Here is a 25824-nt window from a genome sequence, read left to right as displayed (position 1 = left end):
CGACCGCCCTGTAGGAGTCGGCTTGCTGGCAATGGCGTTCTCAAGATCGCCATCGCCAGCAAGCCGGCTCCTACAGGGCGCGCGGCGCGATTTACTGCGGGCGCACGCGCAGGGTCAGGCCCTTGAGGAAGTTGCGCAGCAATTGATCGCCGCACGGGCGGTAGTTGGTGTGGCCGAATTTGCGGAACAGCGCACTCAGCTCAGGCTTGGATACCGGGAACTCGGCGGCCTTGAGGATCGCGTGCATGTCGTCTTCCTTCAGTTCGAAGGCGACACGCAATTTCTTCAGGATGATGTTGTTGGTCACCGGCACTTCGATCGGCTGCGGCGGACGGCTTTCGTCCTTGCCACGCTTGAAGATCACCAGGCCATCGAGGAAATGCGCCATGACTTCGTCCGGGCAGCGTACGAAACCTTCCTCGTCTTCTTCTTTCTTGTCGAGGTACGTCACCAGGTCTTCCAGCGTGACGTCCATGCCGCCGAGCTTGATGATCTCGATGACTTTCTTGTCGCTGATGTCGAGCATGTAGCGCACGCTGCGCAGTACGTCGTTATGAATCATGTGTGCAGTCCTGATATTTCGCTGTGGGCGCCGCATGAAGCTGCGGCGCCGAAATGTATGGCGGCGGGAAAAGCCTTAGAACTTCTCTTTGCCGGACAGGTAGCGCCATTGCCCCAACGGCACTTTGCCGATGGACACACCGCCGATGCGGATGCGGCGGATGGCGACGACCTTGAGGCCGACGGCCTGGCAGAACAGGGCGATCACGCCCGGTTGTGGGTTTTTCATGGCAAAGCGCAGGCGGTTTTCGTTCTGCCAGCTGGCCTTGACCGGCGGCAGTTCCTTGCCCTTGTACGTCAGGCCGTGGTTCAGGCGGTTGAGGCCGTGAGCCACCATGTCGCCTTCGACCTCGACCACATATTCCTGCTCGATCTTGCTGGCATCGGCGGTGAGTTTGCGCAGAATTTTCCAGTCCTGGGTGAACACCAGCAGACCGCTGGCGTTGGCCTGCAGGTCGGCGCTGGCGGTCAGGCGCAGGAAGTGGCCCTTGAGCGGACGTTTGCCGTAGCGGTGTTCTTCGCTCAGGGTCGCGGCGCTGAGGGTCGCCATGGCGCTGTCCGCGTCCATGCCTGCCGGAACGTTCATCAGGATGGTCACCGGCTCCGGCGCGGTGGCCTTGGCCTCTGGGTCGAGCTCGACTTTCTGGGTGTCGACCTTGAACTGCGGCTCGTCGATGACTTCACCGTCGACGGTGACCCAGCCGCCCTCGATGAACAGCTCAGCCTCCCGACGGGAGCAGCCGACGAGTTCGATGAGGCGTTTGGAGAGACGAATCGGGTCAGTCATGACAGGGCCGTAACAAAAAAGGGGTGGGCATTGTACCTGCCTGGCGCCGGTTAATCGCGGGTCCATTTGCCTCATGTGTTTTTAATGTGGGAGCGAGCAAGCCCGTTCCCACATGGCGCCATGGTGTGTCAGCCATTGCGCGCCAGTTGCTGGCCCTGGCGCAAACGCATGTGCAGCAACGGGTAAGGCTGGCCCATACCGTCATGCTCCGAACGACCAATTACCTCGAAGCCCTGCTTGAAGTAAAAACCCAGGGCCTGTGGGTTCTGCTCGTTGACGTCCAGCTCATCGGCGTTCAGGTGTTCCAGGGCATAGCGCAGTAATTGCTTGCCCAGGCCTTGGCCACGGTGATCCGGATCGATGAACAGCATTTCGATCTTGCCCGCTGCCACGCCGGCGAACCCGGTGATGCGCTGGCGCGAGTCTTTGGTGCAGATCAGCATGACGGCGTCGAGGTAGCGGGTCAGGACCAGGTTCTTCAGCAGTTCGATGTAGCTGTCGGGCAGAAAGTCATGGGTAGCGCGCACCGAGGCTTCCCACACGCGGGTGAGTTCTTCGTAGTCGCTCTGTTTCGGTGTGTAAATGACCGAATGTTGGCGCATGGCCGCTTGCTCCTTCTGTTAAGAGCCGTTCCCGTAAGGCTGCGAGTTTTTTCTCCCACAAAACGATAGACGTAAAAAAGCCCCGCATCTCGTCAAGAGAGCAGGGCTTTTCGTATTTTTTGCGTTTAGATCTGTTCAGCCCACAGGTCGTATTCGTCGGCGTCAGTCACTTTGCACCAGACCTTGTCGCCCGGCTTCAGGTTGCTGCCGTTGTCGATGAACACGTTGCCGTCGATTTCCGGGGCATCGAAGAAGCAGCGGCCAACCGCGCCTTGCTCGTCGACTTCGTCCACCAGCACTTCGATCTCACGGCCGATGCGCATTTGCAGGCGTGCCGAGCTGATGGCCTGCTGGTGCGCCATGAAGCGATCCCAGCGGTCTTGCTTGACGTCGTCCGGAACGATCTCCAGGTCCAGATCGTTGGCCGGTGCGCCTTCGACGGGCGAGTACTGGAAGCAGCCGACGCGGTCCAGCTGGGCTTCGGTCAGCCAGTTCAGCAGGTACTGGAAGTCTTCTTCGGTTTCGCCGGGGAAGCCGACGATGAAGGTCGAACGGATGATCAGGTCCGGGCAGATTTCGCGCCAGTTCTTGATGCGGGCCAGGGTCTTGTCTTCGAAAGCCGGGCGTTTCATGGCTTTGAGGACTTTCGGGCTGGCGTGCTGGAACGGGATGTCCAGGTACGGCAGGATTTTCCCGGCGGCCATCAGCGGGATCAGCTCGTCGACGTGCGGGTACGGATAAACGTAGTGCAGGCGAACCCAGACACCGAGGGTGCTCAGGGCTTCGCAGAGTTCGGTCATGCGGGTTTTCACCGGCGCGCCGTTCCAGAAACCGGTGCGGTATTTCACGTCGACGCCATAGGCGCTGGTGTCTTGGGAAATCACCAGCAGCTCTTTGACGCCGGACTTGACCAGGCGCTGGGCCTCGTCGAGCACGTCACCGACCGGGCGGCTGACCAGTTTGCCGCGCATCGACGGGATGATGCAGAAGCTGCAGCTGTGGTTGCAGCCTTCGGAAATCTTCAGGTAGGCGTAGTGGCGCGGGGTCAGTTTGATCCCTTGCGGCGGCACCAGGTCGATCAGCGGGTTGTGGTCCTGACGCGGCGGCACGACGTCGTGCACGGCGTTGACCACTTGCTCGTACTGCTGCGGACCGGTCACGGCCAGCACACTCGGGTGCACGTTACGGATATTGCCTTCTTCGACGCCCATGCAGCCGGTCACGATGACCTTGCCGTTTTCCTTGATGGCTTCGCCGATCACTTCCAGGGACTCAGCCTTGGCCGAGTCGATGAAGCCGCAGGTATTGACCACCACGACGTCGGCGTCCTGATAAGTGGACACAACGTCGTAGCCTTCCATGCGCAGCTGGGTAAGGATGCGCTCGGAGTCGACCAGTGCTTTCGGGCAACCCAGGGATACGAAGCCAACCTTTGGATTGGCCGGCGCAGGAGTGGTGGACATGTCTAACCTCGGTATTTGTGACGCCTCCAGCCGATGACGGCAAGGCGACAGACGGGCGCTATGTTGCACCCTCTGGTCAAAAAGTGCGCAATTCTAACGATGGGCGGCGCACTTGACCAGCTTTATGCAGGGAAATACGACGAGTGCTGCGCTATGCTTCGCGCCTTTACGCTTTACCGATTTTTTACAGTCAATAAATCGTCTGTAACAACAAGTAAAACAGTGCATGCTGCACCACAAATCATAGTGCTTCTTTGAAGAAGCCCGGATCTGAGTAGTAGGAGTGATGGATGGGGCAGGCAAGTAGTCAGGCGATAGCCGGCGGACATTCGGCGGCGAAGCCGATCAGCATGCTGGTTGCGGCGGTCGGAGTGGTTTATGGCGACATCGGCACGAGCCCGTTGTACACCCTAAAAGAAGTGTTTTCCGGTGGCTATGGCGTGCCCGTCAACCATGACGGCGTGCTGGGCATTCTGGCGCTGATCTTCTGGTCGCTGATCTGGGTCGTGTCGATCAAATACATGATGTTCGTGCTGCGTGCCGACAACCAGGGCGAAGGCGGGATCATGGCCTTGACCGCGCTGGCACGACGAGCGGCGGGGGGGCATGCAAAATTGCGCACGCTGCTGGTTGTCTGCGGGCTGATCGGCACGGCGCTGTTCTACGGCGACAGCATGATCACCCCGGCGATTTCCGTTCTTTCGGCGATCGAAGGGCTGGGGCTGGCCTTCGAAGGCATTGACCATTGGGTGGTGCCGCTGTCGTTGATCGTGCTGGTGGCGCTGTTTCTGATCCAGCGTCATGGTACGGCCCGGATCGGCATTCTGTTCGGGCCGATCATGGTCACCTGGTTTCTGGTACTCGGCGCGCTGGGCGTGTACGGCATCAACCAACACCCGGAAGTGTTGCAGGCGATAAACCCGGTGTGGGGCGTACGCTTCTTCATGGACCATCCAGGCATGGGGATCACGATTCTTGGCGCCGTGGTGCTGGCGTTGACCGGTGCCGAGGCGCTGTACGCGGACATGGGCCACTTCGGTCGCAAGCCGATCGCTCGGGCCTGGTTCATCCTGGTGTTGCCCGCACTGGTACTGAACTACTTCGGTCAGGGCGCATTGCTGCTCGGTGATCCGGAAGCCGCCCGCAACCCGTTCTATCTGCTGGCGCCAAGCTGGGCGCTGATCCCGTTGGTCGCGTTGTCGACCATGGCCACGGTGATTGCCTCGCAAGCGGTCATCTCCGGTGCATTCTCCCTGACCCGCCAGGCGATCCAGCTCGGCTACATTCCGCGCATGCGCATACAGCACACCTCCAGTGCCGAACAAGGGCAGATTTATATCGGCGCGGTGAACTGGGCGCTGATGGTCGGCGTGATCCTGCTGGTACTGGGCTTCGAGTCCTCCGGTGCCCTGGCCTCGGCCTACGGCGTGGCGGTGACCGGGACCATGCTGATGACCACGATTCTGGTGTCGGCGGTGATGCTGCTGCTGTGGAAGTGGCCACCGGTTCTTGCGGTCCCGGTGTTACTCGGCTTCCTGTTGGTGGACGGTCTGTACTTCGCCGCCAACGTGCCAAAAATCGTTCAGGGTGGTGCGTTCCCGGTGATCGCCGGTATCGCACTGTTCGTCCTGATGACCACCTGGAAACGCGGCAAGCAACTGCTGGTCGATCGCCTGGACGAAGGCGGGTTGCCGCTGCCGATCTTCATCAGCAGTATCCGCGTGCAACCGCCACATCGGGTCCAGGGCACCGCTGTGTTCCTTACCGCTCGCCCGGATGCCGTGCCCCACGCGTTGTTGCACAATCTGCTGCATAACCAGGTGCTGCACGAGCAAGTGGTGTTGCTGACAGTGGTGTACGAAGACATCCCGCGCGTACCGCCGCAACGACGTTTCGAGGTCGATTCCTACGGCGAAGGCTTCTTCCGGGTCATCCTGCACTTCGGTTTCACCGACGAGCCGGACGTGCCGCAAGCACTGAAACTGTGTCATCTCGATGACCTGGACTTCAGCCCGATGCGCACCACGTACTTCCTCAGCCGCGAGACAGTTATCGCCTCCAAGCTCGAAGGCATGGCCCGCTGGCGCGAGGCGTTGTTCGCCTTCATGCTGAAAAACGCCAATGGCAACCTGCGTTTCTTCAATCTGCCGCTGAACCGGGTGATTGAACTAGGTACCCAGGTCGAGATGTAAGCCCCCATGAAAAAGCCCCCGTTGCCATGAAGGTAGCGGGGGCTTTTTTGTGTCTGTGCCTTTACTTGCTTTCAGGCAATTCTTCTTCAGATTCGGTCTTTGTTCGGGCGGGTCGCGGGGTCAGCACCTTCACCACATCATCAATCACCGCCTTACTCATCGCCGTCAAATAATGCGCGGCCCAGGCGTGGCGGTCGGTGTCTTTTGCGTAGGCTGCATCCTCGGTAAATGATCTGGCGAGGAACAGCAGGTCGGAGGCTTGTGACAATGCATCAACGATGGGGACGCCGGCGCGGACGTTGAATAGCGCCTGATCCGAGCAGTAGATGAGAGGGGTGAAGCCGAGGGTTTTTAGTTCTGAAATCGCGGAAACATCAATTTTAGTCATAGTCAAAAATCCTAGTTGAGGAGCTGACTCATTCGTTTCCAAGCGAATGGGTGACAGCTGTACGCAGGTTGGAAACCGGGAACTAGGAAACCGGCACGCCCGAGGGCGTCCCACGCACAGCTGCCATAACTCATGATCACAAAAAACGCATGCAATCATGAAGGGGCGCTGTTGCGGCTAGTATCCGACGGGTTTCCAAGCCCGATCGCTGAATGGTCAGCGACGTCCGGAGAGTATCCCGTCGAAGAAAAACGCAACAAGGCGGCAAAGTGCCCAAAAAGCGAGATTCGGAGTTTGCCTACAAGGTCTGCGGGCGTCATCCGATATTGTGACACCTTCTGTAAACGAGACTAAACATGTCCCCATTTATCTGAGTTCAGCGCAGCCCCCTGTGGTGCGGTTAAATTGCGTGCTAATGAAAAAGCCCCCGCAACCATAAGGTGTCGGGGGCTTTTTTGTATCCCGGGACTCAGATCACTCCTGAGCCGCCGTCTCCTTCGCTTGACGCTTCACGATGGCATCCACCAACCGCTGTGCCAACGCCGGGTAGTTCTCGTCGAAGTGATGGCCGCCAGGCAGTTTCATCGCTTCGCCCACGGCGGTCTTGTCGGTGCAGCCGCTCTCGTCGACTTCTTCCTCTCCGTAGATGCACACCACTTTCGCCGGCGGCAGCTTGGCCATTTCCGGGCCGGTGGCGGCTTCTTTGCCGGCGTTGCCGAGCCAGCCTTCGACTTCGATCTCGAAGCTGCCGGTGCGGGCGAAGGCCAGCAGGATGATTGCGTCGACCCGCTGCTGTTCGGCTTCCGGCAGACGGTTGTAGATGGCCGGCAGAACGTCGGCGCCGAATGAGTAGCCGGTCAGGATGAAGCGCTTGGTGCCCCATTTCTGCCGGTAGTGCTGCATCAGTTCGGTCAGGTCCAGGGCGCTTTGTTCCGGGCTCTTGTGCTGCCAGTAGTAGCGCAGGGTATCGATGCCGACCACCGGGTAGCCGATCTTGGCCATCTCGCCGGCCACGTCGCGGTCCAGGTCGCGCCAGCCGCCGTCGCCGGAGAGGAATAGGGTCACGGTGTCCTTGGCTTGGCCGGCTGGCACTTCGACCACCGGAATCTGCAGGCCGCCAGCGGCTTTATCGCCACCGACGAGGGTTTTGCGCAGTTCGTTGTTCAGTACTTGCGGCAGGTTGATGTCGTAGTCGCTGATGCTGGTTTCGGCGTTGGGCTGGTCACGCACGAAGCCGGCGCTGGTGTCGTCCGGGTTGTCGTTCCAGGCCACCAGCCAGTGACCGTGGGCGGCACTTTTTGGCAGCAGATGAGTGCAGCCAGGTTTCTCCAGGGCCAGGTCAACCGAAATGGCCTGGGCCTTGTCGTCCTTCTGCTCGGCCAGCCAGCGCCACGCCAGCACGGCGCCAGGGCCGATGCCGCTGACCAGGGTTGCCGGGCCTTTGAGCTCTCTGAGGCCTGCCTGCAGAGCGCGACTTTGCTGGATGCAGTCCTTGGGCAGGATCACCTGGACGATCTGCGCCGAGCCGCTGCGGCTCAGGGTCATCAATTGTTTATCGCTGAGCTTCTGCTCTTCATTGACCGCCACCAGCACCTGCGCGCGCGGCGTGGTGCCGGGGATGACGCGGGTCATCGCGGCGCCATCGGCTGGCGTCAGCAGTTCGAGGGTCGGTTCGGGTGCCGGGCGTTTCAGGTACCAGTAACCGCTACCGACAATCAGGGCCAGCACTACCAGTGTGGCCAGTACGTACCGCAGGGAGCGTTGAATCATCAGCGTTTCACCAATCCAGTCAAGCCGCCCGCAATCAGGGCGGCAGTGTCGGCCAGGGCCACCAGCGGATCGAGTCCGGCGGGCACGGCCATATAACGGGGTTCCCAGTCAGGCTGGAACTTGTCTTTGAAGCGGCGCAAACCTTGGAAGTTATACAGCTGCTCACCACGGCGGAACACCATCGAGCCCAAGCGCTGGGTCAGTGGTGCGCCGCGCCGGGGTTGCAACCCCGACAATGGCACCATGCCCAGGCTGAAGCGCGCGTATCCATGATTTTTATAATGTTGAATCAGGCCGACCATCATGAATTCCATGGTCAGCTTAGGGGCGTCGGGGTGTGCGCGCATCAGGTCGAGGCTGGCCAGTTCATGACCGTAGGTCTCGAGCAGGTTGGCGAACGCCACCGGGCGCCCTTCGAAACGAATCACCGCGACACGGAAGTGCTTGAGGTAGTCATCGCTGAAACGCCCAAGCGAGAAGCCTTTCTCGCGCACATTCTTGCCGGTCAGCCAGGCATCGGAAATCACCTTGAGCTCGTCCATCGGCGCTTGCCCCGGCTCATGGATCTCCAGCGACAGGCCGTCACGGGTGCCACGGTTCCAGGTGTAGCGCAGGTCCTTCATCTCTTTGCCTTTGGCTTCGAGATCGAAACGCTTGAGGTCGACCCGGGCTTCTTCGCCGAGCTTGATCGCAGTCAGGCCGATGTCCATGTAGTACGGCAGGTTCTCGGCACGCACTTGATAAAACACAGGGCGGGCGTGGTGGATATCGCACAGGTCACGGAACTGCCAGATCATTTCCGCCCGTTGCTGGGTCGGGCCGATCGGGTCATACAGCGCTACCAGGCTGCGGCCACGGCGGGCGTACATCAGGAACGCCTCGTCGTTGGGGTGAAACAGCAGCGCCTTGTCACCGGTCAGGGCCAGGCCGCCATCCGGTTGGGACGAGGCCATGAGGATATTAGCCGCGCGCTCCAGTTCATCGGAGGTTGGCAGGTGGATTATCGGACGCGCGGTACGCAGCAGCCACGTCAGGGACACCACCACCAGCAGCACCGCGGCACCCAGCAACGAACGCAAACCTCGCGGGGCGTCGGCGTCGAGGGTGAACTGCCACCAGAGTTGATGGCTGTACGGAACGTCCTGATAGGCGAACAGCAGCAACCAGATCGATGCGCCGAGTACGCAAAGACTCGACACCAGATACAGCGGCGAAAACGGCAGCTCGGTCAGGCGGCTGGGACGGTAAAACGAACGCCGGAAAACCCCCAGCAAACTTGCTGTCAGGGTCATCAGGCTGGCTTCTTCCCAATCGAAGCCTTTGAGCAGAGAGAGCACGGCGCCGACCAACAACAGAATAGTGGTCAGCATCCACGCGGCCGACAGGCGGCGACGCAAGCCCTGAGCCAGCAGCAGGCAGAGCACGCCCACCAGGCTGGCGCCGAAGTGCGAGGCGTCGACCAGTCGATGCGGGATCAGAAAGCCGATGTGTTCAAGGCGCGTATCGATCTCCGGCGTTACGCCAGAGAACAGCAACACCACGCCGGACAGGAACACCAGCACCGCCAGAATCGGCGCGGCCAGGCCTGAGGCGGCGCGTAGCGTCTGGCGTGTCTGAAACAGGCGCTGGCCTTCGTTGATCAGCAGCAGTACGCAAGCCACCAGCAGCGGCAAGATCACGTAGATCAGGCGGTAGAGCAGCAGGGCGGCAGCCAGTGGTGCGGCACCGAGCTTGTCGGCGAAGGCCGCCAGCAAAATCGCTTCGAACACCCCGACACCGCCGGGTACATGGCTGAGCACGCCAGCGGCCAGGGCCAATAGATAGACCAGCAGGAACGCACCGAAGGGTGGCGCTTCGGGCAGCAACAGATAGAGCACTGTCGCGGCGGCGGCCACGTCCAGGGCTGTGATGACCAGTTGCAGGAAGGTCAGGCGGCGGCCCGGCAGGCGCAAGGTGCGGCGGCCGACCTTGACCAGTAGGTTGTCCGGGTAAGGCTGTTCCGGCAAGCGACGGCGGTAGATACCGATCGCCAGTACCGTGGCGAGCAGCAGCACGGCCCCTGCAATCGCACCCAGCAACGTCTCGGAGAAACCCAGGGCCAGCGAGGCGGCGGGCAGGTTGCTGAGGGTGGCGAGGGCGGCCAGGGGCGGGAGGGCGCAGCCGAGCGAGAGGCTGGCAAACAGCGTCATGTGCGCGACTTCCGAAGCCCCCACGCCATGCCGTGCATATAGACGGTAGCGAACCGAGCCCCCCGACAGCAGCGACAGACCGATGGCATTGCCGATGGCGAAGGCGGTGAAGCCCCCCAGCGCCACGACTCGCGGCGCCAGTGTCACGCCGGCATAACGGCTGGCCGACCATTCGTAACCCAGCAGAATGATGAAGCCGACGACGGTCGCGCCTAACGCTCCCAGCAAGGCCGGTCTCGGCACTTCCAGGATCGAGTCGTGCAGCGCGTACAGATCGAGTTCGCTCAGCAGGTGACGACAGGCAATCAGCGCGATGGCGAACAGCAGCAAAGTGACCGCCAGACCGATGGGTTGACGGTATTTGCTGATTCGATCCAGCAAGCGCAGACGCTCGGCTTTGATCGGTTGTGTCGCTGTGACGGTGTCTTGTGGATCAGACGAGTTGGCGCGCATCAATCACCTCTTGGATTGTGCGCGACAGGATGGAGGTATCCAGCCAAGTTACCAATCCCTGTAGAAAAAAATAATCACAAATATTAACGCGTCTCACCGGGTATCGGCGATGGCGCATCACCAGTCGTCGAGGGTTTTTCTTGCGGTTCAGCCTAGGTCTGAACTCACAGTCTGGCGACCCTGAACGGCTCACTGCACAGTGACAGATCATTGTTGCGAAAGGACTTTTTCAACAGATACAAAAAAGGCCACTCTTTCGAGTAGCCTTTTTTGATGTTTGGTTGCGGGAGCCGGATTTGAACCGACGACCTTCGGGTTATGAGCCCGACGAGCTACCAGACTGCTCCATCCCGCGTCTGTGTGGCGGCATTCTACAGGCGAACGCCGTAGTGTCAACCGTTAATCCAAGTATGGGTCAAATAAACCAGAATCAGCGCTGAACGGTCGCCGAGGAACGCTAAGTTTCGGAATCAGAAGGATTTCTCGTTTCTGCTCGGTAAAGCATGAAACGCTGATTTTTTATAAAACAGGCACTGTCTAGTCCTGAAATAGGTTTACACCTGTTTCACCCTCAAAACGCCCGATGCACCGCATCGGGCGTTTTGCATTTCAACGATAGGTGCGGACGTTTGCTGTTGTAGATGCTTATCGACTCGTCGACCATTCGAATCGCCTCGGCCAGATCTCTAGGTCGGTGAAGCAGAAACTCTGTCTTCAAGATCCCGTTCACACGCTCTGCCAAAGCGTTCTGATAACAGTCATACCCGTCGGTCATCGAGCACCTGATTCCATGTTTGGCGTGCAACTTCTGGTAGAGATCAGAGCAGTATTGCGAGCCGCGATCTGAGTGATGCACCAGCGTCTGATCCGTTCTTCTGCCCCGTAGAGCCTTACTCATCGCCTGGATGACCGATTCGGTGTGCAGGGTTTCATGCACGTGATGGCCGACGATTTTGCGAGAGTAGGCATCGGTCACCAAGCTCACATAGGCAACGCTTTGTTGGGTCGGCAAATAGGTGATGTCCGCCACCCAGACCTGCTCGGGTCCCGTGGCAGTCACTTGATCAGGGCCAGGTTTTAACCGGTTCGGATGTCGGCGGAAGCGATGATGGCTGTCAGTGGTCTTGTGATAGGCGCGCTTGCGAGGAACCAGTTGCCGATTGTCTCGCAAGATATCGAATAGCCGATCTCGACCTACCGTTTGCGTCAGCTCAGGCTCCGCCTGCATAAGGCCATGCAGCTTGCGAGTGCCCAGCCGGGGCATCTGAAGACGTGTTTCCAGGACAAAACCCAGCACTTTCTGAGCATGACTGGCTTGCGCGTCATAAGCCCGGTTTCGTTTGTAGTACGCCTGCCGGGATATGCCCAGAAACTGGCAAGCCCTCTGAATGCTCAGGCCTTGGACTTGCCCTTGGGTGAGGACTTGCCGGATCGCTTTTTTACGATAGAAACCCCGTAATCGTTCTTCAACACGTCAACCACCGCTTCGAAGAATTGGGCTTTCTGATTGGCAAGGGCCAGTTTTTCCTCCAGCTCCTTGATTCGCTGCTCAGGGGTCAGCGGCAAACTTTGTTCGTCCATCGGTCGGCTCCTCTGGGCGCGAATAGAGGCGCCTTGGCTCCAGTCCTGCCGCCCATGCTTGCGTAACCACACCAGCACAGTCGACCGCCCCTGAATCCCGTAGCGCCGTTGAGCCTCTTTATAACTCAACTCGCCTTTTTCGACCTGATCGACGACTGCCAATTTAAAGCCCAGCGTGTAATCTCGCTGGCTGCGCCTTTTCCCCGTATCCATTGGTTCCTCCTGAAGATAAGTCAGAAGGTGTAAACCTTATTCAGGACGAGACACACGCACAAAAAAGGCCACTCTTTCGAGTAGCCTTTTTTGATGTTTGGTTGCGGGAGCCGGATTTGAACCGACGACCTTCGGGTTATGAGCCCGACGAGCTACCAGACTGCTCCATCCCGCGTCTGTGTGTCGGCATTCTACAGAGGATCGCCGGGCTGTCAACCTTCAATCTCGGTAAAATCTGTTCCTGTTCAATCGCTTAGGTGAAAGCAGGGGGTGTGGATCGGGCTGAAACGCAGGCAGGGCAAGGCTTTTGGCTCTATCGGTAGGTGGCTTTCGATTGAGAAAATAAATTCCTCCGGTACTTTTCCTACCGCTTGAAAAGAAGATTCAGACTACTGGTGCTATATACAGGTGTCAGTGAGATACTGCCGGTACGACACGCCGATACTTCATTTCTTCGCCATGAACACCGCTTTTATATGACGCAGCGAAAAATCATCCACGTCGATTGTGATTGCTTCTATGCCGCCATCGAGATGCGTGACGACCCGCGCCTGGCCGGTAAGCCTTTGGCGGTGGGCGGCTCGGCGGATCGGCGTGGGGTGATTGCTACCTGTAACTATGAAGCGCGGGCGTATGGCGTGCGCTCGGCCATGTCTTCCGGACATGCCTTGAAACTGTGTCCGGACCTGACCATCGTCAAGCCGCGCATGGAGGCCTATAGAGAAGCGTCGAAGGAAATACATACGATCTTTCGCGATTATACCGACCTGATCGAGCCGCTTTCCCTGGACGAGGCTTACCTCGACGTGTCGGAGAGTGCGCATTTTGGTGGCAGCGCCACGCGAATCGCCCAGGACATTCGTCGCCGGGTGTCCAATCAGTTGCACATCACTGTGTCGGCCGGCGTGGCGCCGAACAAGTTTCTTGCCAAGATCGCCAGCGACTGGAAGAAGCCCAATGGCTTGTTCGTGATCACGCCTGATCAGGTGGAAGACTTTGTCAGCGGCTTGCCGGTGAGCAAGTTGCACGGTGTTGGCAAAGTGACCGCTGACAAACTGGGCAAGCTCGGCATCGTCGATTGCGCGCAATTACGCGAGTGGAACAAATTGGCGCTGGTGCGTGAATTCGGCAGCTTCGGCGAGCGACTCTGGAGCCTGGCCCGTGGGATCGATGAGCGGTTGGTGCACAACGACAGTCGTCGGCAGTCGATCAGCGTTGAAAACACCTATGACGTGGACCTGCCGGATCTGGTGAGTTGTCTGGATAAATTGCCGGAGCTGCTGGAGTCCCTGAATGGCCGAATGGCGCGGATCGACAGCAGCTATCGCCCGGGCAAACCGTTCGTCAAAGTGAAATTCCACGATTTTACCCAGACTACGTTGGAGCAAGCCGGGGCAGGGCGGGATCTGGGGAGTTATCAGCTGTTGCTGACCCAGGCCTTCAATCGCGGCGGGAAACCGGTGCGGTTGTTGGGGATTGGGGTGAGGCTGGAGGATTTGCGGGGCGGGTTCGATCAGTTGGAGTTGTTTGAGCGGTGAGATTTTAAAATCAAAAGATCGCAGCCTTCGGCAGCTCCTACAGGGTGTACTCCATCCAATATAGGAGCCGCCGAAGGCTGCGATCTTTTAATAGGCCTTAATTCGGCCCCGGATCCGCCACCAGTCGCCCGGCATCCTTGGTCAGTGACTTGAGGAACTCAGCCTGCAACTCGGGATCGTTGCGGGTCAGTTCGATCAGGCTCTGTTCCAATTCGCTGGCTTCTTCTTCCAGACCCAGTTCCGACAGGCGCTTGACCCGGTGCACCCACTGGCTCACTTCGTCGTCTTCGAGATCGTCGTAAATCAGCCCATGGGCTTCGAGCAGCTTGCCGCGCAAGTTGTTGCTGATCGCCAGTGACGAGTCGGTGTGCACATCGTCCTTGTTGTCCTCGACACTGATCTGCAGCTTGCCCAGATGATTGAGGTCATGTTCGGCGAACGGGCTGTCCAGCAGGTTCAGGCGCAACACACCGTTGCGGTCGGTGCTCAGCTCGAACGTGTCCTTGCCGGCCTTCACCTGCACCGGACGCTCGCTCCAGGGCAGACTCGAGTATTCCGTGCGCTTGTCACGCTGGACTTCGTCGATGCCCGCCAGGTTCTGCTGCGCGCGACCGTGAGACTGCACGTTCATGAACGGGTTGAGCCCGGCAAAACCATAGCTGAGCCAATCCTTCGTCACGCTGTCCGGCAGATTACCGAGGGCGAACACGTTGACCACGTTCGCACCGATGCCGGCCACTACGGCCACCGCCCCCAGTGGGATCTCATAGATCTCCCTCCAGGGTTGGTAAGGCGTGTAGCGGTCATAGTGGCGTGTGACTTCGAACTCGGTGACTTCGAAGGTCTTCTGCTCGTGGATTTTCACCCGGCGTTGCGGCAGCTCCAGCACTTTGGGCTCGCCGACATCGATCTGCAGGCTGTGATCGAGCAACTTACGCTCGACCCGCTCCTCGTGCTCGCTGCGTTGTGACATGTGATTGGCACAGCCGCTGACCAGCAGGGTGCCGCACAGGGCGGCACCACCGAGGCCTAAGGTGTTTCGCTTGAACATGACGTCTCTATCTGGTGTCAGCGGCGGATGCGGGCCTGGAGGAAAGACAGCACGTCAGCAACCGGCAGCGCTTGCGCCTCGGCTTCGGTACGGCTCTTGTATTCCAGATTGCCGTCGGCGAGGCCGCGGTCACTGACCACGATCCGGTGTGGAATGCCGATCAGCTCCATGTCCGCGAACTTGATGCCCGGGCTGGTTTTCTTGTCGCGGTCGTCCAGCAGCACGTCGAAGCCGGCGGCAGTCAGTTCTGCGTAAAGCTTGTCGGTGGCTTCGCGAACCTGTTCGGTTTCGTAGCGCAGCGGTACCAGAGCAATCTGGAACGGGGCCAGAGCGTCGCTCCAGATGATCCCGTTCTCGTCGTTGTTCTGTTCGATGGCGGCAGCTACTACGCGGGATACACCAATGCCGTAGCAGCCCATTTCCAGGGTGACCGGTTTGCCGTTCTCGCCCAGCACTTCGCACTTCATCGCTTTGCTGTACTTGTTGCCCAGCTGGAAGATGTGCCCGACTTCGATGCCGCGCTTGATTTCCAACGTGCCTTTGCCGTCAGGGCTTGGGTCGCCGGAGACAACGTTGCGCAGGTCGGCAACGGTCGGAACCGGCAGATCGCGCTCCCAGTTCACGCCGAAGTAGTGCTTGTCGTCGATGTTGGCACCAATGCCGAAGTCGCTCATCAGTTCGACGGAACGGTCGATGATGATCGGCAGTGGCAGGTTCAGCGGGCCGAGGGAACCGGCGCCGGCGCCAATGGCGTCGCGCAGTTCGGCTTCGGAAGCCATGACCAGCGGGCTGGCAACGCCAGGCTGGTTGGCGGCCTTGATTTCGTTCAGTTCGTGGTCGCCACGGATGATCAGGGCAATCAGCTTGCCTTTCTCTTCAGCGTGCACTACCAGGGTCTTGATGGTTTTTTCGATCGGCAGGTTGAAGCCTTCGACCAGTTGTGCAATGGTCTTGGCGTTCGGCGTGTCGACCAGACGCAGCTCTTCGGCAGGCAGTGGACGAGAGGTTTCCCGCGGTACGGCTTCGGCTTTCTCGATGTTCGCGGCGTAGTCGGAACCGTTGCTGAAGACGATGTCGTCTTCGCCGGACTCGGCCAGTACGTGGAACTCGTGGGAACCGGCGCCACCGATGGAGCCGTTGTCGGCTTCAACCGGACGGAATTTCAGGCCCAGGCGGGTGAACACGTTGCAGTACGCCTGGTGCATGCGGTCGTAGGTGACCTGCAGCGATGCCTGGTCGGCGTGGAACGAGTAGGCGTCCTTCATGATGAATTCGCGGCCACGCATCAAACCGAAGCGTGGGCGGATTTCGTCACGGAACTTGGTCTGGATCTGATACAGGTTGATCGGCAGCTGTTTGTAGCTGCTCAACTCGTTGCGCATCAGGTCGGTGATGACCTCTTCGTGAGTCGGGCCGGCGCAGAAGTCGCGACCGTGGCGATCCTTGAAGCGCAGCAATTCAGGGCCGTATTCTTCCCAGCGACCCGATTCCTGCCACAGCTCAGCCGGTTGAGTGCTCGGCATCAACACTTCGAGAGAACCGGCGGCGTTCATTTCTTCACGCACGATGGCTTCGACCTTGCGCATCACTCGCAAGCCCATCGGCAGCCAGGTGTACAGGCCCGAGGCGAGTTTGCGGATCATGCCGGCGCGCAGCATCAGCTGATGGCTGATGACGACCGCGTCGGAAGGTGTTTCTTTCTGTGTGGCGAGCAAAAATTGACTGGTGCGCATGGTTGGCCGTTGTCGGTTGCTGATAACGAGAAGTAATGGGGCATTGTACGGGCGAGATCTGCTGGCGTACAGGCGTGCGGCCGGCTGTGTGGCTGGAGGGCGAGAATCTGCTCGCCCTCTGCGACCTGTATCAAAGAGGCTGCGATTCTTCCGTGACCGGGGTCTGAGCCGGTTCAGGCGTCGGGGTCGGACCGGCACGGCGGTTTTCCTGGAACCAGTGCAAGGCGATCAACAGCAGCGTCGGAACGCCCAGCAGGGCAGTGATCAGGAAGAAGTTGTGGTAGCCGAATTTTTCCACCATGACCCCTGAATAGCCGCCGATCAGGCGAGGCAACAAGAGCATGATCGAGCTGAGCAGGGCGTACTGGGTCGCGGAGAATTTGAGGTTGGTCAGGCTCGACAGGTAAGCGACGAACGCCGAAGTCGCCAGGCCCGAGCTGAAGTTGTCCAGGGAAATGGTGACGATCAGCATCCGCAGATTGGCGCCCATGTCCGTGAGCATCAGGAACAGCAGGTTAGTGGCCGCCGATGCGGCACCGCCGATGAACAGAATGGGCAGAATGCCGAAGCGCACGATGAGCAGGCCGCCCATGCCGGCGCCGACCAATGTCATGATCAGGCCGAAAATCTTGCTGACACTGGCAATCTGATCCTTGGTGAACCCTTGGTCGATGTAGAACACGTTGGCCATCACGCCCATGACCGTATCGGACATCCGGTAGGTGGCGATCAGCCCAAGCAGCAGCAGGGCTTGCCAGCGGTAACGCAGAATGAAGTCGTTGACCGGCGTCAGCACCGGCGCCAGGCCACGGCGGCCCATGGCCGACAAGCACAGGGCGGTGAGCGTGGTATAGAGGATTGCCCGCAGGAATGCGCGGTCTTCGAGCAACAGGTCGAGCAGGCTGACGCCGTTGAATAGCACGCTGGCGAAGTCGGTGTTGTAGAACTGGGTGAACATGGCCGGTACGGACACCAGCAGTACGATCAGCACGAACACCGACGCCAGCTGGTGCACGAAGCTGTAGCGTCCGGCCTGAAGCTGAGTGCGCAGTGGCACCGGCGGTTCGCGCATGAAGAAGGAGGTCAGCAGCGCCGGGATCATCAAGATGCCGAACAGCAGATAGGTGCCAGTCCACGCCGCATGTTTGTAGTTGAAACCGGTGGAGCCGAAGCCTTCGGCAAAAAACAGCGCGCCCGCCGTTGCCAGCAGGGCCGCGACCCGATAACCGGCCATGTAGCTGGCCGCCAGTGCAGCCTGGCGGGTATCGTCGACGATTTCCAGGCGATAGGCGTCGATGGCAATGTCTTGCGTTGCCGAAGCAAAGGCGACTACCACAGCGATGGCGATCAGCCAGGACAGGTGTTTTTGCGGGTCGCAGAAACCCATGCCGATCAGGCCGAGGATCACCAGTGCCTGGGCCAGCACCAGCCAGGAGCGTCGTCGGCCCAGCTTGCCGAGCAGGGGGAGGCGCCACTGGTCGAGCAGCGGGGACCAGACCCATTTAAAGGCGTAGGCCAGGCCGATCAGGCTTGCATAGCCGATGGTTTCGCGGGCAACACCGGCCTCGCGCAGCCAGACTGAAAGCGTCGAAAACACCAGCATGTAGGGCAGGCCGGCGGCGAAACCAAGCAGCAACAGCACGAGCGTCGAGGGGCTGGCATAGGCGGCGAGCGCGGCGCGCCAGGTTTTACGGGGCATGGGCTGGAGTCTGCCTCAAGAATTACGGAAACAAAGCGCGCACTCTAACCGCTGTGCTCTACCGGGCGCCAGCCATGGCGCTGAATATCAACACGATTGTTCAGAACACTGATGCCTTCCATGCGCAATCGGGCCCGCTGTTCATCCCCTGAAGGGCTGCCTGCAGGCAGGCTGATCCGACCGCCGGCACCCAGCACGCGATGCCAGGGCAATTTAGTGTCACCGGGCAGTTGGCTCAATGTTCGCCCGACCCAGCGGGCGGCGCGACCCAGTCCCGCCAGTTCGGCGAGCTGACCGTAACTCACGACTTTGCCCTCGGGCACTTGTGCCAGGGTCAGGTAGAGCGCCGTGCGTCGGATTTGCGCTGCGCTTTCGGTTTCAGCGGTTGAGTCGGTCACGTCCGGGTTCCTGAAAAAAATACGCATTGACCGTCTGTAGAGTAAATCCTGGATTGTCAGTTGAGAAATGAACTCAATAGAAATAGCCGGGTCAGTCCTTGCCAGGGCCTTATTTCCAAGAATAATGCCGATTTTTTTTCGCAAAGTTGAGCTTTTGATTCGCTTATGTTGCCCAGAACCTTACTGTGCCTCGCTGTCGTCAGTGCATCCACTCCCTTGCTCGCCGATACGGTCTGGTTGAAGAACGGTGACAAGCTGAGCGGCAAGATTACGCTCTTCGATGGCGGCAAGCTGTTGATCCAGACCCCGTATGCCGGTGCGGTTCCGATTGACTGGAAAGAGGTCAAAACCCTGGAAAGCGATCAGCAAATGTTGGTCAAACAGGATGCTTACACTGGCGAGAAGGCCAAGTCGCTGCATGCGGCGGAGGACGGCAAGGTCATCCTGGCCAACGGCGATGGCCCCAAGACTGTGGAGTTGGCCAGCATTCAGCAGATGCTCAAGCCCAAGCCGGTGGTCGAGGATTTGGTGTGGAAGGGTAATGTCGACATGGCCCTGGATTATCGGCGGGCCGAAAAAGATACCGATGATTATGATGTCGGCTTCAAAACCAGCGCGCGTCATGGTCGGTGGCGTCATACGGCGGAAGGTGAGTACAACCGCGAGTTCCAGGATAGCGTCGTTACCACTGATAACTGGCGTGCCGAGTATTCTCTGGACCGATTCCTTACCGATAAGTGGTTCTGGCAAGGTCGTTTGAATTACAAGCGCGACAAGGTCGAAGAGCTGTCCCGGCAGCGCACCATCGGTACCGGCCCCGGTTATCAGTTCTGGGATGACGAACTGGGCGCCTTCTCCCTAGGGTCGCTCTTGAATAACGCCGACTATGAGTATTCCAATGGCCGCAAGGAAAATTTCTATTCCTTGGCGATGAAGTGGGACTACAACCGTTATCTGGTCGGCAAGAAGGTTGAGTTCTTCACCAAGGGTGAGGTGGGTAAGCCTTTGTCGGGTGTCGCGGATTACGCCCTCGATGCCGAGGTCGGTCTGCGCTACAAAGTCACTGATTGGGCATCGCTGAATCTGAAGGCTGAGAGAGACATTATCAGCGGCAGCGATGAGGCTGACCTGAGCAAGACCCGATATACCGCAGGGTTTGGCGTGGCCTGGTAACACGCTGGAAGATCAAAAGATCGCAGTCTTCGGCAGCTCCACACTTGTGGGTGCCGCCGAAGGGTGCGATTTTTTGTTGCCTCACAAAACACACAGGCACAAAAAAGCCCCGCTTTTAAGGGCGGGGCCTTTTACTAAAGCAAGTACAAGTTAGATAACTTGAACTTCTTCAGCTTGCATGCCTTTCTGACCGCGGGTAGCGATGAAAGAAACCTGTTGGCCTTCTTTCAGGCTTTTGAAGCCGTCGGATTGGATAGCTTTGAAGTGAACGAACAGGTCGTCACCGGATTGTGGAGTGATGAAGCCGAAGCCTTTTTCATCGTTGAACCACTTAACGGTACCGGTTTGGCGATTAGACATGGTGTAACTCCTTGAACAAAGATAACTGCGACTCAGGAAGAACCCTGGCCGAGACTGAGTGCAAAGAGCAGGAAAAATTCTTGTAGATGGTTGGATCGAAATTCAACATATCGTGTAGAGATTCTCAGTGACACAAGCAGCACAGTGGCGCCACCTTAACCCTTTTTCCGGAACGTGCCAATGGTTCTTGCGAAGGTTTCTCTTTTTTAATGACTGACGGTTAATAACATGGCGGTGAGGCCCCGGAATTCACGGGGGAACGGCGAGAATTGTCGCCCAGACTTTGAACCCGGAGCGCCTGCCCGGTAAGATGCCGGACAGAATTTTTCCACCTCGCTATTCAGGACACCCGCCATGAGCATCAAATCGGACAAGTGGATTCGCCGCATGGCGCAAGAGCACGGCATGATCGAGCCCTTCGTGGAACGTCAGGTGCGCGGCAGTGACGACAGTCGTGTGATCTCCTATGGTGTGTCGAGCTACGGGTACGATGTGCGTTGCACCAATCATTTCAAGGTATTCACCAACATTAATTCGGCCATCGTCGATCCGAAAAACTTCGACGCTGGCAGCTTCGTCGACATCCACAGCGACGTGTGCATCATCCCACCAAACTCCTTCGCCCTGGCCAGTACCGTCGAATACTTCCGCATTCCGCGCAACGTATTGACCATCTGTCTGGGCAAGAGCACCTACGCCCGCTGCGGCATCATCGTCAACGTGACTCCGCTCGAGCCCGAGTGGGAAGGCCATGTGACCCTGGAGTTCTCGAACACCACCAACCTGCCGGCGAAGATCTATGCCAACGAAGGCGTGGCGCAGATGCTGTTCCTCGAGTCCGACGAGGAATGTGAAGTGTCCTACAAGGACCGTGGTGGCAAGTATCAGGGCCAGCGTGGCGTGACCCTGCCGCGTACCTGAGTCAACCGTCTGACAAACCGTTGGAATTCCTGGGCGGGCGTACACTCTATGGGGTGTACTGCTCCGATTCGCGCAAGGCGGATCGGGCCATCGCTCAGGAGTGCTTCATGAAGATCGATCCGCGAATAAGTGCCGAACTGGCAAGGCTCGAGCCCAATCAGGTTGGTGTGCTGGCCTGGTCCTTGTTGGCGCATCCGCCAGTCAGTATGGCAGGGGGCATCCCCCATCAGCCTGATCCCGACACCCCCAATGAAGATCCGACAGAACCCGGAGAGCCCACCCTGCCGGATGAGCCACCTCCCGCACCTGTGGTCTGATACCCGCTTTTGTGGGAGCGAGCATCGCTCGCTCCCACGGGAAGGTGGCGTTTTACTTGAGGTTGCCGCTCAAGAACTGCTTCAAGCGCTCACTCTTCGGATTGCCCAGCACGTCTTCCGGCGCGCCTTCTTCTTCCACCAGCCCCTGATGCAGGAACAGCACCTGGCTCGACACTTTGCGGGCGAAGCTCATTTCATGGGTGACCATGATCATGGTACGGCCTTCCTCGGCCAGGCCCTGAATTACCTTGAGCACTTCGCCTACCAGTTCCGGGTCGAGTGCTGAGGTTGGTTCGTCGAACAGCATGACTTCAGGTTCCATGGCCAGCGCACGGGCAATGGCTACCCGTTGTTGCTGACCGCCTGACAGGAACGCCGGGTACTGATCCGCCACACGCGGCGCCAGGCCAACCTTGTCGAGGTAACGTCGGGCACGGTCCTCGGCTTCTGCCTTGGTGCAACCGAGCACCCGCCGCGGGGCCATGGTGATGTTTTCCAGCACCGTCATGTGGCTCCACAGGTTGAAGTGCTGGAACACCATGGCCAGGCGGGTGCGGATCCGTTGCAGCTCATCGGGGTCGGCCACATGGATTCCGTGACGGTCCTTGGCCATGCGGATGTTCTGGCCGTCCATGCTCATGGTGCCGTCGTTGGGTTGCTCTAGAAAGTTGATGCAGCGCAAAAAGGTGCTTTTGCCCGAGCCGCTGGCGCCGATCAGGCTGATAACGTCGCCGGTTTTGGCCTTGAGCGAAACGCCTTTGAGCACCTGATGATCGCCATAGCTTTTATGCAGGCCTTCGATGGTCAGTTTGTACATGGGGCATGCATCCTCAAGGCGAAAGTAGATAGCCGCTGCGATAGGCTTCGGTGCCCGCGACGTGGGCGATTACCATGCCGGCAGTGGCCATGCGCCGCAGCGAACGGGCGTACATCAGCCCGGCGACGGTGCAATGAACAGGGGTGACGCAATCATTGATCGGGTCGATGACTTCGGCGATCAGTTGCCCGGCCTCCAGGTATTCCCCGGGCAGGACTGTAAACACCAGCAGTCCGCCCACGGGTGTCGCGACCGGTTCGACGCCGGCCAGCGGCGTGGCCGGGTAGGGCAGTTCCGGTAAGGGCGCCGGCTCACCGGCAATCGCGCCGAAGTGAATCAGATAATCGATCAGCGCTTGGCAGTCGAGGCTGGCCAACGGGTGATTAACGTCGCCCTGACCGCGCAATTCGACGGTGACCGAAAAGCTGCCCAGCGGAATATCGAAATGCTCGCCGAAGCGTTCTTTCAACTGCCACCAGAGCAGGGTGAAGCATTCATCGAATGACTGGCCACCAGAGTCGGTGGCCAACAGGCTGGCTTCGGCACCGATGTAACGCGCCAGCGGCTCGACCTGAGGCCAGGCTTCGGGCGTGGTGTAGAGGTGTGCGACGGCTTCGAAATCGCAATGCAGGTCCAGCACCATGTCCGCATCGCAAGCCAGTCGTTGCAGGGTCAGGCGTTGGGATTGCAGTTGCGTGCTGGCGGTATGGCGCGCCAATACGTCGCGCAGGCTGCTGCGGATCAGTTCGAGGTTGCGTTGTGGATTGTCGCCCAGCAAGCCTTCGATCTCGTTGCCGACTTCTTCACTCAAGTCGACGAACCAGCGATTGAAGTTCTGCCCGCTTTCCAGCTCGTAACGGCCCAATGGAACGTCCATCAACACTTGTTCCAGGCCGACCGGGTTGGCCACGGGCACCAGCACGATTTCGCTGCGCAGCCGGCCGGCGGCTTCCAGCTCCGCCAGACGCTGTTTGAGGTGCCAGGCCACCAGCATGCCGGGCAGTTCATCGGCGTGCAGGGAGGACTGGATGTAGATCTTGCCTTTGGCCGCCTGGGGGCCGAAGTGAAAGCTGTGGATCTGTCGCACGGTCCCCGGCAGTGGGGCCAGCAGGTCATGAATCTGGTGGCGCATGTACGAATTGTCCTAGTGAGTCGGCCCGAGGAAGGCCAGCCATCGGCGTTCGGCGAGGCGGAACAGGCCGACCAGCGCAAAGGTAACGGTCAGGTAGATCAGCGCGGCGATGCCGAACGACTGGAAGGTCAGGAAGGTCGCCGAGTTGGCGTCGCGCGCGACTTTCAGGACATCCGGGATGGTCGCGGTGAACGCCACGGTGGTCGAGTGCAGCATCAGGATCACTTCGTTGCTGTAGTAAGGCAGCGAGCGACGCAGCGCCGACGGCATGATCACGTAGGTGTACAGCTTCCAGCCGGTCAGCCCGTAGGCTTTGGCCGCTTCGACTTCACCGTGGTTCATGCTGCGAATCGCCCCGGCGAAGATTTCCGTGGTGTAGGCACAGGTGTTCAGGGCAAAAGCCAGGATCGTGCAGTTCATCGCATCGCGAAAGAACGCATCGAGGACGGGCTGCGCGCGCACGGCCGCCAGGCTGTAGATGCCGGTGTAACAGATCAGCAGCTGAATATAGAGCGGCGTACCCCGAAACAGATAGGTGTAGAACTGCACCGGCCAGCGCAGGTAGAGCTTGGGGGAAACCCGAGCAATGGATAGCGGGATCGACACCAGAAAGCCGATGAAGATCGACGCACTGAGCAGCCACATGGTCATGGCCAGGCCGGTGATGTTGTAGCCGTCGGTATAAAGGAAGGGTTTCCAGTATTCCTGCAAGAGTTCGATCATCGTACGGCCTCCCGGGCACCGGCGGCGTAGCGGCGTTCGAGCCAGCGCAGGACGACGTTGGAGGCACTGGTGATCAGCAAGTAGATCAATGCGGCCAGCACCAGGAAATAGAACAGTTGATAGGTGCTTTTACCGGCGTCCTGCGCAGCCTTGACCAGGTCGGCCAAGCCGATGATCGAGACCAGCGCGGTGGCCTTGAGCATCACCATCCAGTTGTTGCCGATGCCCGGTAGGGCGAAGCGCATCATTTGCGGGAACACTACGAAACGGAAACGCTGGCCACGTTTGAGGCCATAGGCGGTGGCGGCTTCGACCTGGCCCCGTGGCACGGCGAGGATCGCCCCGCGGAACGTTTCGGTGAAGTACGCGCCATAAATGAAGCCCAGGGTGATGACCCCGGCGCTGAACGGGTTGATCTCGATGTATTCCCATTCCATGAGGTCGGTTAACGAGGTCAGCCAGGTTTGCAGGCTGTAGAAGATCAGCAGCATCAGCACCAGGTCTGGTACCCCGCGAATCAGCGTGGTGTAGATCTGCGCCGGCACGCGCAGCAGTTTGACTTTTGACAGCTTGGCACTGGCGCCCAGCAGGCCGAGCAACACGGCCACCAACAGCGACAACACCGATAATTTGATGGTCATCCAAGTGCCTTCCAACAGCAACGGACCGAAGCCCTGAAGGCTGAAGGCTGAGAGCCCCAGGTTTTGTAATAGGTTTTCAAACATAAATCAGCAACCTGATCGGGTGAAAAAAGCGCCCATCGCGAGATGGGCGCCGGGCATTACTTGCCGCTGTACAGATTCAGATCGCCAAAGTGTTTCTTCTGAATGGTGGCGTAGGTGCCATCGTCGTGTAACGCTTTGATACCTTTGTCCAGAAGTGCCTTGAGGTCTTTGTTACCTTTCGAGATACCGACAGCAGTTTTGGCTGGCAGCAATTCGCTGTCGACAGGCTTGCTGACTTCGTAATCGGCGCCTTTTGGCGACTTCAGGAAGCCCAGTTCGGCTTGCAGCATGTCCTGGATCGCGGCGTCGAGACGACCGGAAGTCAGGTCGGAATACACCTGATCCTGGTTGGCGTAGGCCTGGGTTTTCACGCCGGCCTTGTCCAGCACGGCTTTGGCATAGGCTTCCTGAATGGTGCCTTGCTCGTAACCGACGGTTTTACCCTTCAGCGTGGCGACGTCAGTGGTGAGGCCGGAGCCCTTCTTGAACACGTAGGCGGTAGGGCCGGAGAACAGCTCACTGGAGAAGTCGATGACTTTTTCGCGAGCCGGCGTGACGGTCATCGAAGAGATCACACCGTCGAATTTATTGGCCTTGAGGCCTGGAATCATGCCGTCGAAATCGCTTTCGACCCATTTGCACTTGACCTTCAGCTCGGCGCAGATTGCATTGCCCAGGTCGATGTCGAAGCCCACCAGGCTGCCGTCGGCTGCCTTGGATTCGAACGGCGCATAGGAAGGGTCAACACCAAAACGCAATTCTTTGTATTCCTTTGCCAGCGCGGAGCCGGCAGCCATGCACAACGCCAGTGCAGAAAGGGTCAGCAATGCTTTTTTCATTATTCAATCCCTAAGAACCAATATGAGCGCTTGTGGCGCAGAAGTACTGTTACTGAAAAGCGTAAGACCTATTAAAAGTAGCAATTTCCGAACCAGAGTCCCGAACAAGCGTTTTAAAAGGTGGCACAGGAAATGGCAAAGCGCGATTTGTGCACGAAAACGGGCGCTGCCAGATTCTTGCGTCTGGATGGTGCACAGG

At 59.0% G+C, this 25824-nt stretch carries 23 protein-coding genes and 2 tRNA genes; 5 read left to right on the top strand and 20 right to left on the bottom strand.

Features of this window, described 5'->3' with window-relative positions:
• Positions 1–91: 91 nt before the first annotated feature.
• From FFH90_RS24585 to rimO, 4 genes are all read right to left on the bottom strand, one after another.
• Positions 92–562 (bottom strand): DUF1456 family protein, encoded by a 471-nt coding sequence (locus tag FFH90_RS24585; protein WP_018926949.1) that lies wholly within the window; start codon positions 560–562, stop codon positions 92–94.
• A 75-nt stretch (positions 563–637) separates the two neighbouring features.
• Entirely contained in the window at positions 638–1348 is a 711-nt protein-coding gene (locus tag FFH90_RS24580; protein ID WP_019580978.1) for an rRNA pseudouridine synthase, read from the bottom strand.
• A 128-nt stretch (positions 1349–1476) separates the two neighbouring features.
• Positions 1477–1950 carry a GNAT family N-acetyltransferase gene (locus tag FFH90_RS24575; RefSeq protein ID WP_018926947.1) on the bottom strand — a complete coding sequence of 158 codons (474 nt, stop codon included), beginning with the start codon at positions 1948–1950 and terminating at the stop codon, positions 1477–1479.
• Positions 1951–2075: 125 nt separating this feature from the next.
• A complete protein-coding gene (gene rimO, locus FFH90_RS24570; RefSeq protein WP_018926946.1) occupies positions 2076–3413 on the bottom strand; it encodes a 30S ribosomal protein S12 methylthiotransferase RimO in 1338 nt (445 codons plus the stop codon).
• A gap of 290 nt (positions 3414–3703) precedes the next feature.
• Between rimO and FFH90_RS24560 the strand changes: the two genes are divergently transcribed.
• The gene (locus FFH90_RS24560; protein ID WP_019580976.1) at positions 3704–5605 is read left to right on the top strand and encodes a potassium transporter Kup; all 1902 of its coding nucleotides are present in this window, start codon (positions 3704–3706) and stop codon (positions 5603–5605) included.
• 61 nt (positions 5606–5666) lie between these two features.
• On the opposite strand, the gene FFH90_RS24555 is transcribed toward FFH90_RS24560, so the two are convergent.
• The 6 genes from FFH90_RS24555 to FFH90_RS24530 all read right to left on the bottom strand — a co-directional run bounded on the left by FFH90_RS24555 (position 5667) and on the right by FFH90_RS24530 (position 12374).
• Positions 5667–5993 carry a DUF3077 domain-containing protein gene (locus tag FFH90_RS24555; RefSeq protein ID WP_086944782.1) on the bottom strand — a complete coding sequence of 109 codons (327 nt, stop codon included), beginning with the start codon at positions 5991–5993 and terminating at the stop codon, positions 5667–5669.
• Positions 5994–6467: 474 nt separating this feature from the next.
• Complete coding sequence (locus tag FFH90_RS24550) at positions 6468–7763, bottom strand: virulence factor family protein (RefSeq protein ID WP_064619969.1); 1296 nt, start codon at positions 7761–7763, stop codon at positions 6468–6470.
• Positions 7763–10405, bottom strand: a complete 2643-nt coding sequence (mprF, locus tag FFH90_RS24545) for a bifunctional lysylphosphatidylglycerol flippase/synthetase MprF (RefSeq protein ID WP_018926943.1) — start codon at positions 10403–10405, stop codon at positions 7763–7765. The genes FFH90_RS24550 and mprF overlap by 1 nt, the downstream gene beginning before the upstream one ends.
• A gap of 278 nt (positions 10406–10683) precedes the next feature.
• Positions 10684–10760, bottom strand: a tRNA-Met gene (locus tag FFH90_RS24540).
• A 216-nt stretch (positions 10761–10976) separates the two neighbouring features.
• A protein-coding gene (locus tag FFH90_RS24535; protein ID WP_168206155.1) for an IS3 family transposase occupies positions 10977–12199 on the bottom strand; the annotation gives its coding sequence in 2 pieces (ribosomal slippage) (positions 10977–11848 and positions 11848–12199; 1224 coding nt in all).
• Between the two features lie 98 nt (positions 12200–12297).
• Positions 12298–12374, bottom strand: a tRNA-Met gene (locus tag FFH90_RS24530).
• A gap of 301 nt (positions 12375–12675) precedes the next feature.
• Here FFH90_RS24530 and dinB point away from each other — a divergent pair.
• A complete protein-coding gene (gene dinB, locus FFH90_RS24525) occupies positions 12676–13737 on the top strand; it encodes a DNA polymerase IV (protein WP_138866238.1) in 1062 nt (353 codons plus the stop codon).
• Positions 13738–13834: 97 nt separating this feature from the next.
• On the opposite strand, the gene FFH90_RS24520 is transcribed toward dinB, so the two are convergent.
• From FFH90_RS24520 to FFH90_RS24505, 4 genes are all read right to left on the bottom strand, one after another.
• Entirely contained in the window at positions 13835–14788 is a 954-nt protein-coding gene (locus tag FFH90_RS24520; protein WP_018926941.1) for a hypothetical protein, read from the bottom strand.
• A 17-nt stretch (positions 14789–14805) separates the two neighbouring features.
• Entirely contained in the window at positions 14806–16521 is a 1716-nt protein-coding gene (locus FFH90_RS24515) for a proline--tRNA ligase (protein ID WP_018926940.1), read from the bottom strand.
• Positions 16522–16651: 130 nt separating this feature from the next.
• Positions 16652–18220: an AmpG family muropeptide MFS transporter gene (locus FFH90_RS24510; protein ID WP_018926939.1), complete on the bottom strand. Its 1569-nt coding sequence runs from the start codon at positions 18218–18220 to the stop codon at positions 16652–16654.
• A 44-nt stretch (positions 18221–18264) separates the two neighbouring features.
• The gene (locus FFH90_RS24505; protein WP_219731186.1) at positions 18265–18645 is read right to left on the bottom strand and encodes an MGMT family protein; all 381 of its coding nucleotides are present in this window, start codon (positions 18643–18645) and stop codon (positions 18265–18267) included.
• 138 nt (positions 18646–18783) lie between these two features.
• Between FFH90_RS24505 and FFH90_RS24500 the strand changes: the two genes are divergently transcribed.
• On the top strand, positions 18784–19791 hold the full coding sequence (locus FFH90_RS24500; protein WP_138866237.1) for a DUF481 domain-containing protein: 1008 nt from the start codon (positions 18784–18786) through the stop codon (positions 19789–19791).
• A 150-nt stretch (positions 19792–19941) separates the two neighbouring features.
• On the opposite strand, the gene FFH90_RS24495 is transcribed toward FFH90_RS24500, so the two are convergent.
• On the bottom strand, positions 19942–20151 hold the full coding sequence (locus tag FFH90_RS24495; protein ID WP_002554837.1) for a cold-shock protein: 210 nt from the start codon (positions 20149–20151) through the stop codon (positions 19942–19944).
• 354 nt (positions 20152–20505) lie between these two features.
• Between FFH90_RS24495 and dcd the strand changes: the two genes are divergently transcribed.
• Together dcd and FFH90_RS24485 are read left to right on the top strand one after the other, a co-directional pair.
• Positions 20506–21072 carry a dCTP deaminase gene (gene dcd / locus FFH90_RS24490; protein ID WP_007904652.1) on the top strand — a complete coding sequence of 189 codons (567 nt, stop codon included), beginning with the start codon at positions 20506–20508 and terminating at the stop codon, positions 21070–21072.
• 107 nt (positions 21073–21179) lie between these two features.
• Complete coding sequence (locus tag FFH90_RS24485; protein ID WP_019580966.1) at positions 21180–21389, top strand: hypothetical protein; 210 nt, start codon at positions 21180–21182, stop codon at positions 21387–21389.
• Between the two features lie 52 nt (positions 21390–21441).
• Here the strand turns inward: FFH90_RS24485 and FFH90_RS24480 are convergent, their stop codons facing one another.
• The 5 genes from FFH90_RS24480 to FFH90_RS24460 are packed head-to-tail and all read right to left on the bottom strand — an operon-like array spanning position 21442 to position 25625.
• Positions 21442–22206: an ABC transporter ATP-binding protein gene (locus FFH90_RS24480; protein WP_018926934.1), complete on the bottom strand. Its 765-nt coding sequence runs from the start codon at positions 22204–22206 to the stop codon at positions 21442–21444.
• A 13-nt stretch (positions 22207–22219) separates the two neighbouring features.
• Positions 22220–23338, bottom strand: a complete 1119-nt coding sequence (locus tag FFH90_RS24475) for a succinylglutamate desuccinylase/aspartoacylase family protein (protein WP_138866236.1) — start codon at positions 23336–23338, stop codon at positions 22220–22222.
• A 12-nt stretch (positions 23339–23350) separates the two neighbouring features.
• Entirely contained in the window at positions 23351–24061 is a 711-nt protein-coding gene (locus FFH90_RS24470) for an ABC transporter permease (protein WP_018926932.1), read from the bottom strand.
• Complete coding sequence (locus tag FFH90_RS24465) at positions 24058–24786, bottom strand: ABC transporter permease (protein ID WP_018926931.1); 729 nt, start codon at positions 24784–24786, stop codon at positions 24058–24060. The genes FFH90_RS24470 and FFH90_RS24465 overlap by 4 nt, the downstream gene beginning before the upstream one ends.
• Positions 24787–24842: 56 nt before the next feature.
• Entirely contained in the window at positions 24843–25625 is a 783-nt protein-coding gene (locus FFH90_RS24460) for a transporter substrate-binding domain-containing protein (RefSeq protein ID WP_018926930.1), read from the bottom strand.
• Positions 25626–25824: the final 199 nt, after the last annotated feature.

Origin of the sequence: Pseudomonas sp. ATCC 43928 (assembly GCF_005938665.2) — a bacterium.
Classification (GTDB): Bacteria; Pseudomonadota; Gammaproteobacteria; order Pseudomonadales; family Pseudomonadaceae; genus Aquipseudomonas.
Note: the sequence above shows the minus strand (reverse complement) of the source record. Positions and strands in the feature narration are given on the sequence as shown.

Excerpts from the sequence above, each read along its gene's own strand:
- FFH90_RS24585 (WP_018926949.1), bottom strand. The coding sequence starts at position 562 with ATGATTCATAACGACGTACTGCGCAGCGTGCGCTACATGCTCGACATC.
- FFH90_RS24580 (WP_019580978.1), bottom strand. The coding sequence starts at position 1,348 with ATGACTGACCCGATTCGTCTCTCCAAACGCCTCATCGAACTCGTCGGC.
- FFH90_RS24575 (WP_018926947.1), bottom strand. The coding sequence starts at position 1,950 with ATGCGCCAACATTCGGTCATTTACACACCGAAACAGAGCGACTACGAA.
- rimO (WP_018926946.1), bottom strand. The coding sequence starts at position 3,413 with ATGTCCACCACTCCTGCGCCGGCCAATCCAAAGGTTGGCTTCGTATCC.
- FFH90_RS24560 (WP_019580976.1), top strand. The coding sequence starts at position 3,704 with ATGGGGCAGGCAAGTAGTCAGGCGATAGCCGGCGGACATTCGGCGGCG.
- FFH90_RS24555 (WP_086944782.1), bottom strand. The coding sequence starts at position 5,993 with ATGACTAAAATTGATGTTTCCGCGATTTCAGAACTAAAAACCCTCGGC.
- FFH90_RS24550 (WP_064619969.1), bottom strand. The coding sequence starts at position 7,763 with ATGATTCAACGCTCCCTGCGGTACGTACTGGCCACACTGGTAGTGCTG.
- mprF (WP_018926943.1), bottom strand. The coding sequence starts at position 10,405 with ATGCGCGCCAACTCGTCTGATCCACAAGACACCGTCACAGCGACACAA.
- dinB (WP_138866238.1), top strand. The coding sequence starts at position 12,676 with ATGACGCAGCGAAAAATCATCCACGTCGATTGTGATTGCTTCTATGCC.
- FFH90_RS24520 (WP_018926941.1), bottom strand. The coding sequence starts at position 14,788 with ATGTTCAAGCGAAACACCTTAGGCCTCGGTGGTGCCGCCCTGTGCGGC.
- FFH90_RS24515 (WP_018926940.1), bottom strand. The coding sequence starts at position 16,521 with ATGCGCACCAGTCAATTTTTGCTCGCCACACAGAAAGAAACACCTTCC.
- FFH90_RS24510 (WP_018926939.1), bottom strand. The coding sequence starts at position 18,220 with ATGCCCCGTAAAACCTGGCGCGCCGCGCTCGCCGCCTATGCCAGCCCC.
- FFH90_RS24505 (WP_219731186.1), bottom strand. The coding sequence starts at position 18,645 with ATGCGTATTTTTTTCAGGAACCCGGACGTGACCGACTCAACCGCTGAA.
- FFH90_RS24500 (WP_138866237.1), top strand. The coding sequence starts at position 18,784 with ATGTTGCCCAGAACCTTACTGTGCCTCGCTGTCGTCAGTGCATCCACT.
- FFH90_RS24495 (WP_002554837.1), bottom strand. The coding sequence starts at position 20,151 with ATGTCTAATCGCCAAACCGGTACCGTTAAGTGGTTCAACGATGAAAAA.
- dcd (WP_007904652.1), top strand. The coding sequence starts at position 20,506 with ATGAGCATCAAATCGGACAAGTGGATTCGCCGCATGGCGCAAGAGCAC.
- FFH90_RS24485 (WP_019580966.1), top strand. The coding sequence starts at position 21,180 with ATGAAGATCGATCCGCGAATAAGTGCCGAACTGGCAAGGCTCGAGCCC.
- FFH90_RS24480 (WP_018926934.1), bottom strand. The coding sequence starts at position 22,206 with ATGTACAAACTGACCATCGAAGGCCTGCATAAAAGCTATGGCGATCAT.
- FFH90_RS24475 (WP_138866236.1), bottom strand. The coding sequence starts at position 23,338 with ATGCGCCACCAGATTCATGACCTGCTGGCCCCACTGCCGGGGACCGTG.
- FFH90_RS24470 (WP_018926932.1), bottom strand. The coding sequence starts at position 24,061 with ATGATCGAACTCTTGCAGGAATACTGGAAACCCTTCCTTTATACCGAC.
- FFH90_RS24465 (WP_018926931.1), bottom strand. The coding sequence starts at position 24,786 with ATGTTTGAAAACCTATTACAAAACCTGGGGCTCTCAGCCTTCAGCCTT.
- FFH90_RS24460 (WP_018926930.1), bottom strand. The coding sequence starts at position 25,625 with ATGAAAAAAGCATTGCTGACCCTTTCTGCACTGGCGTTGTGCATGGCT.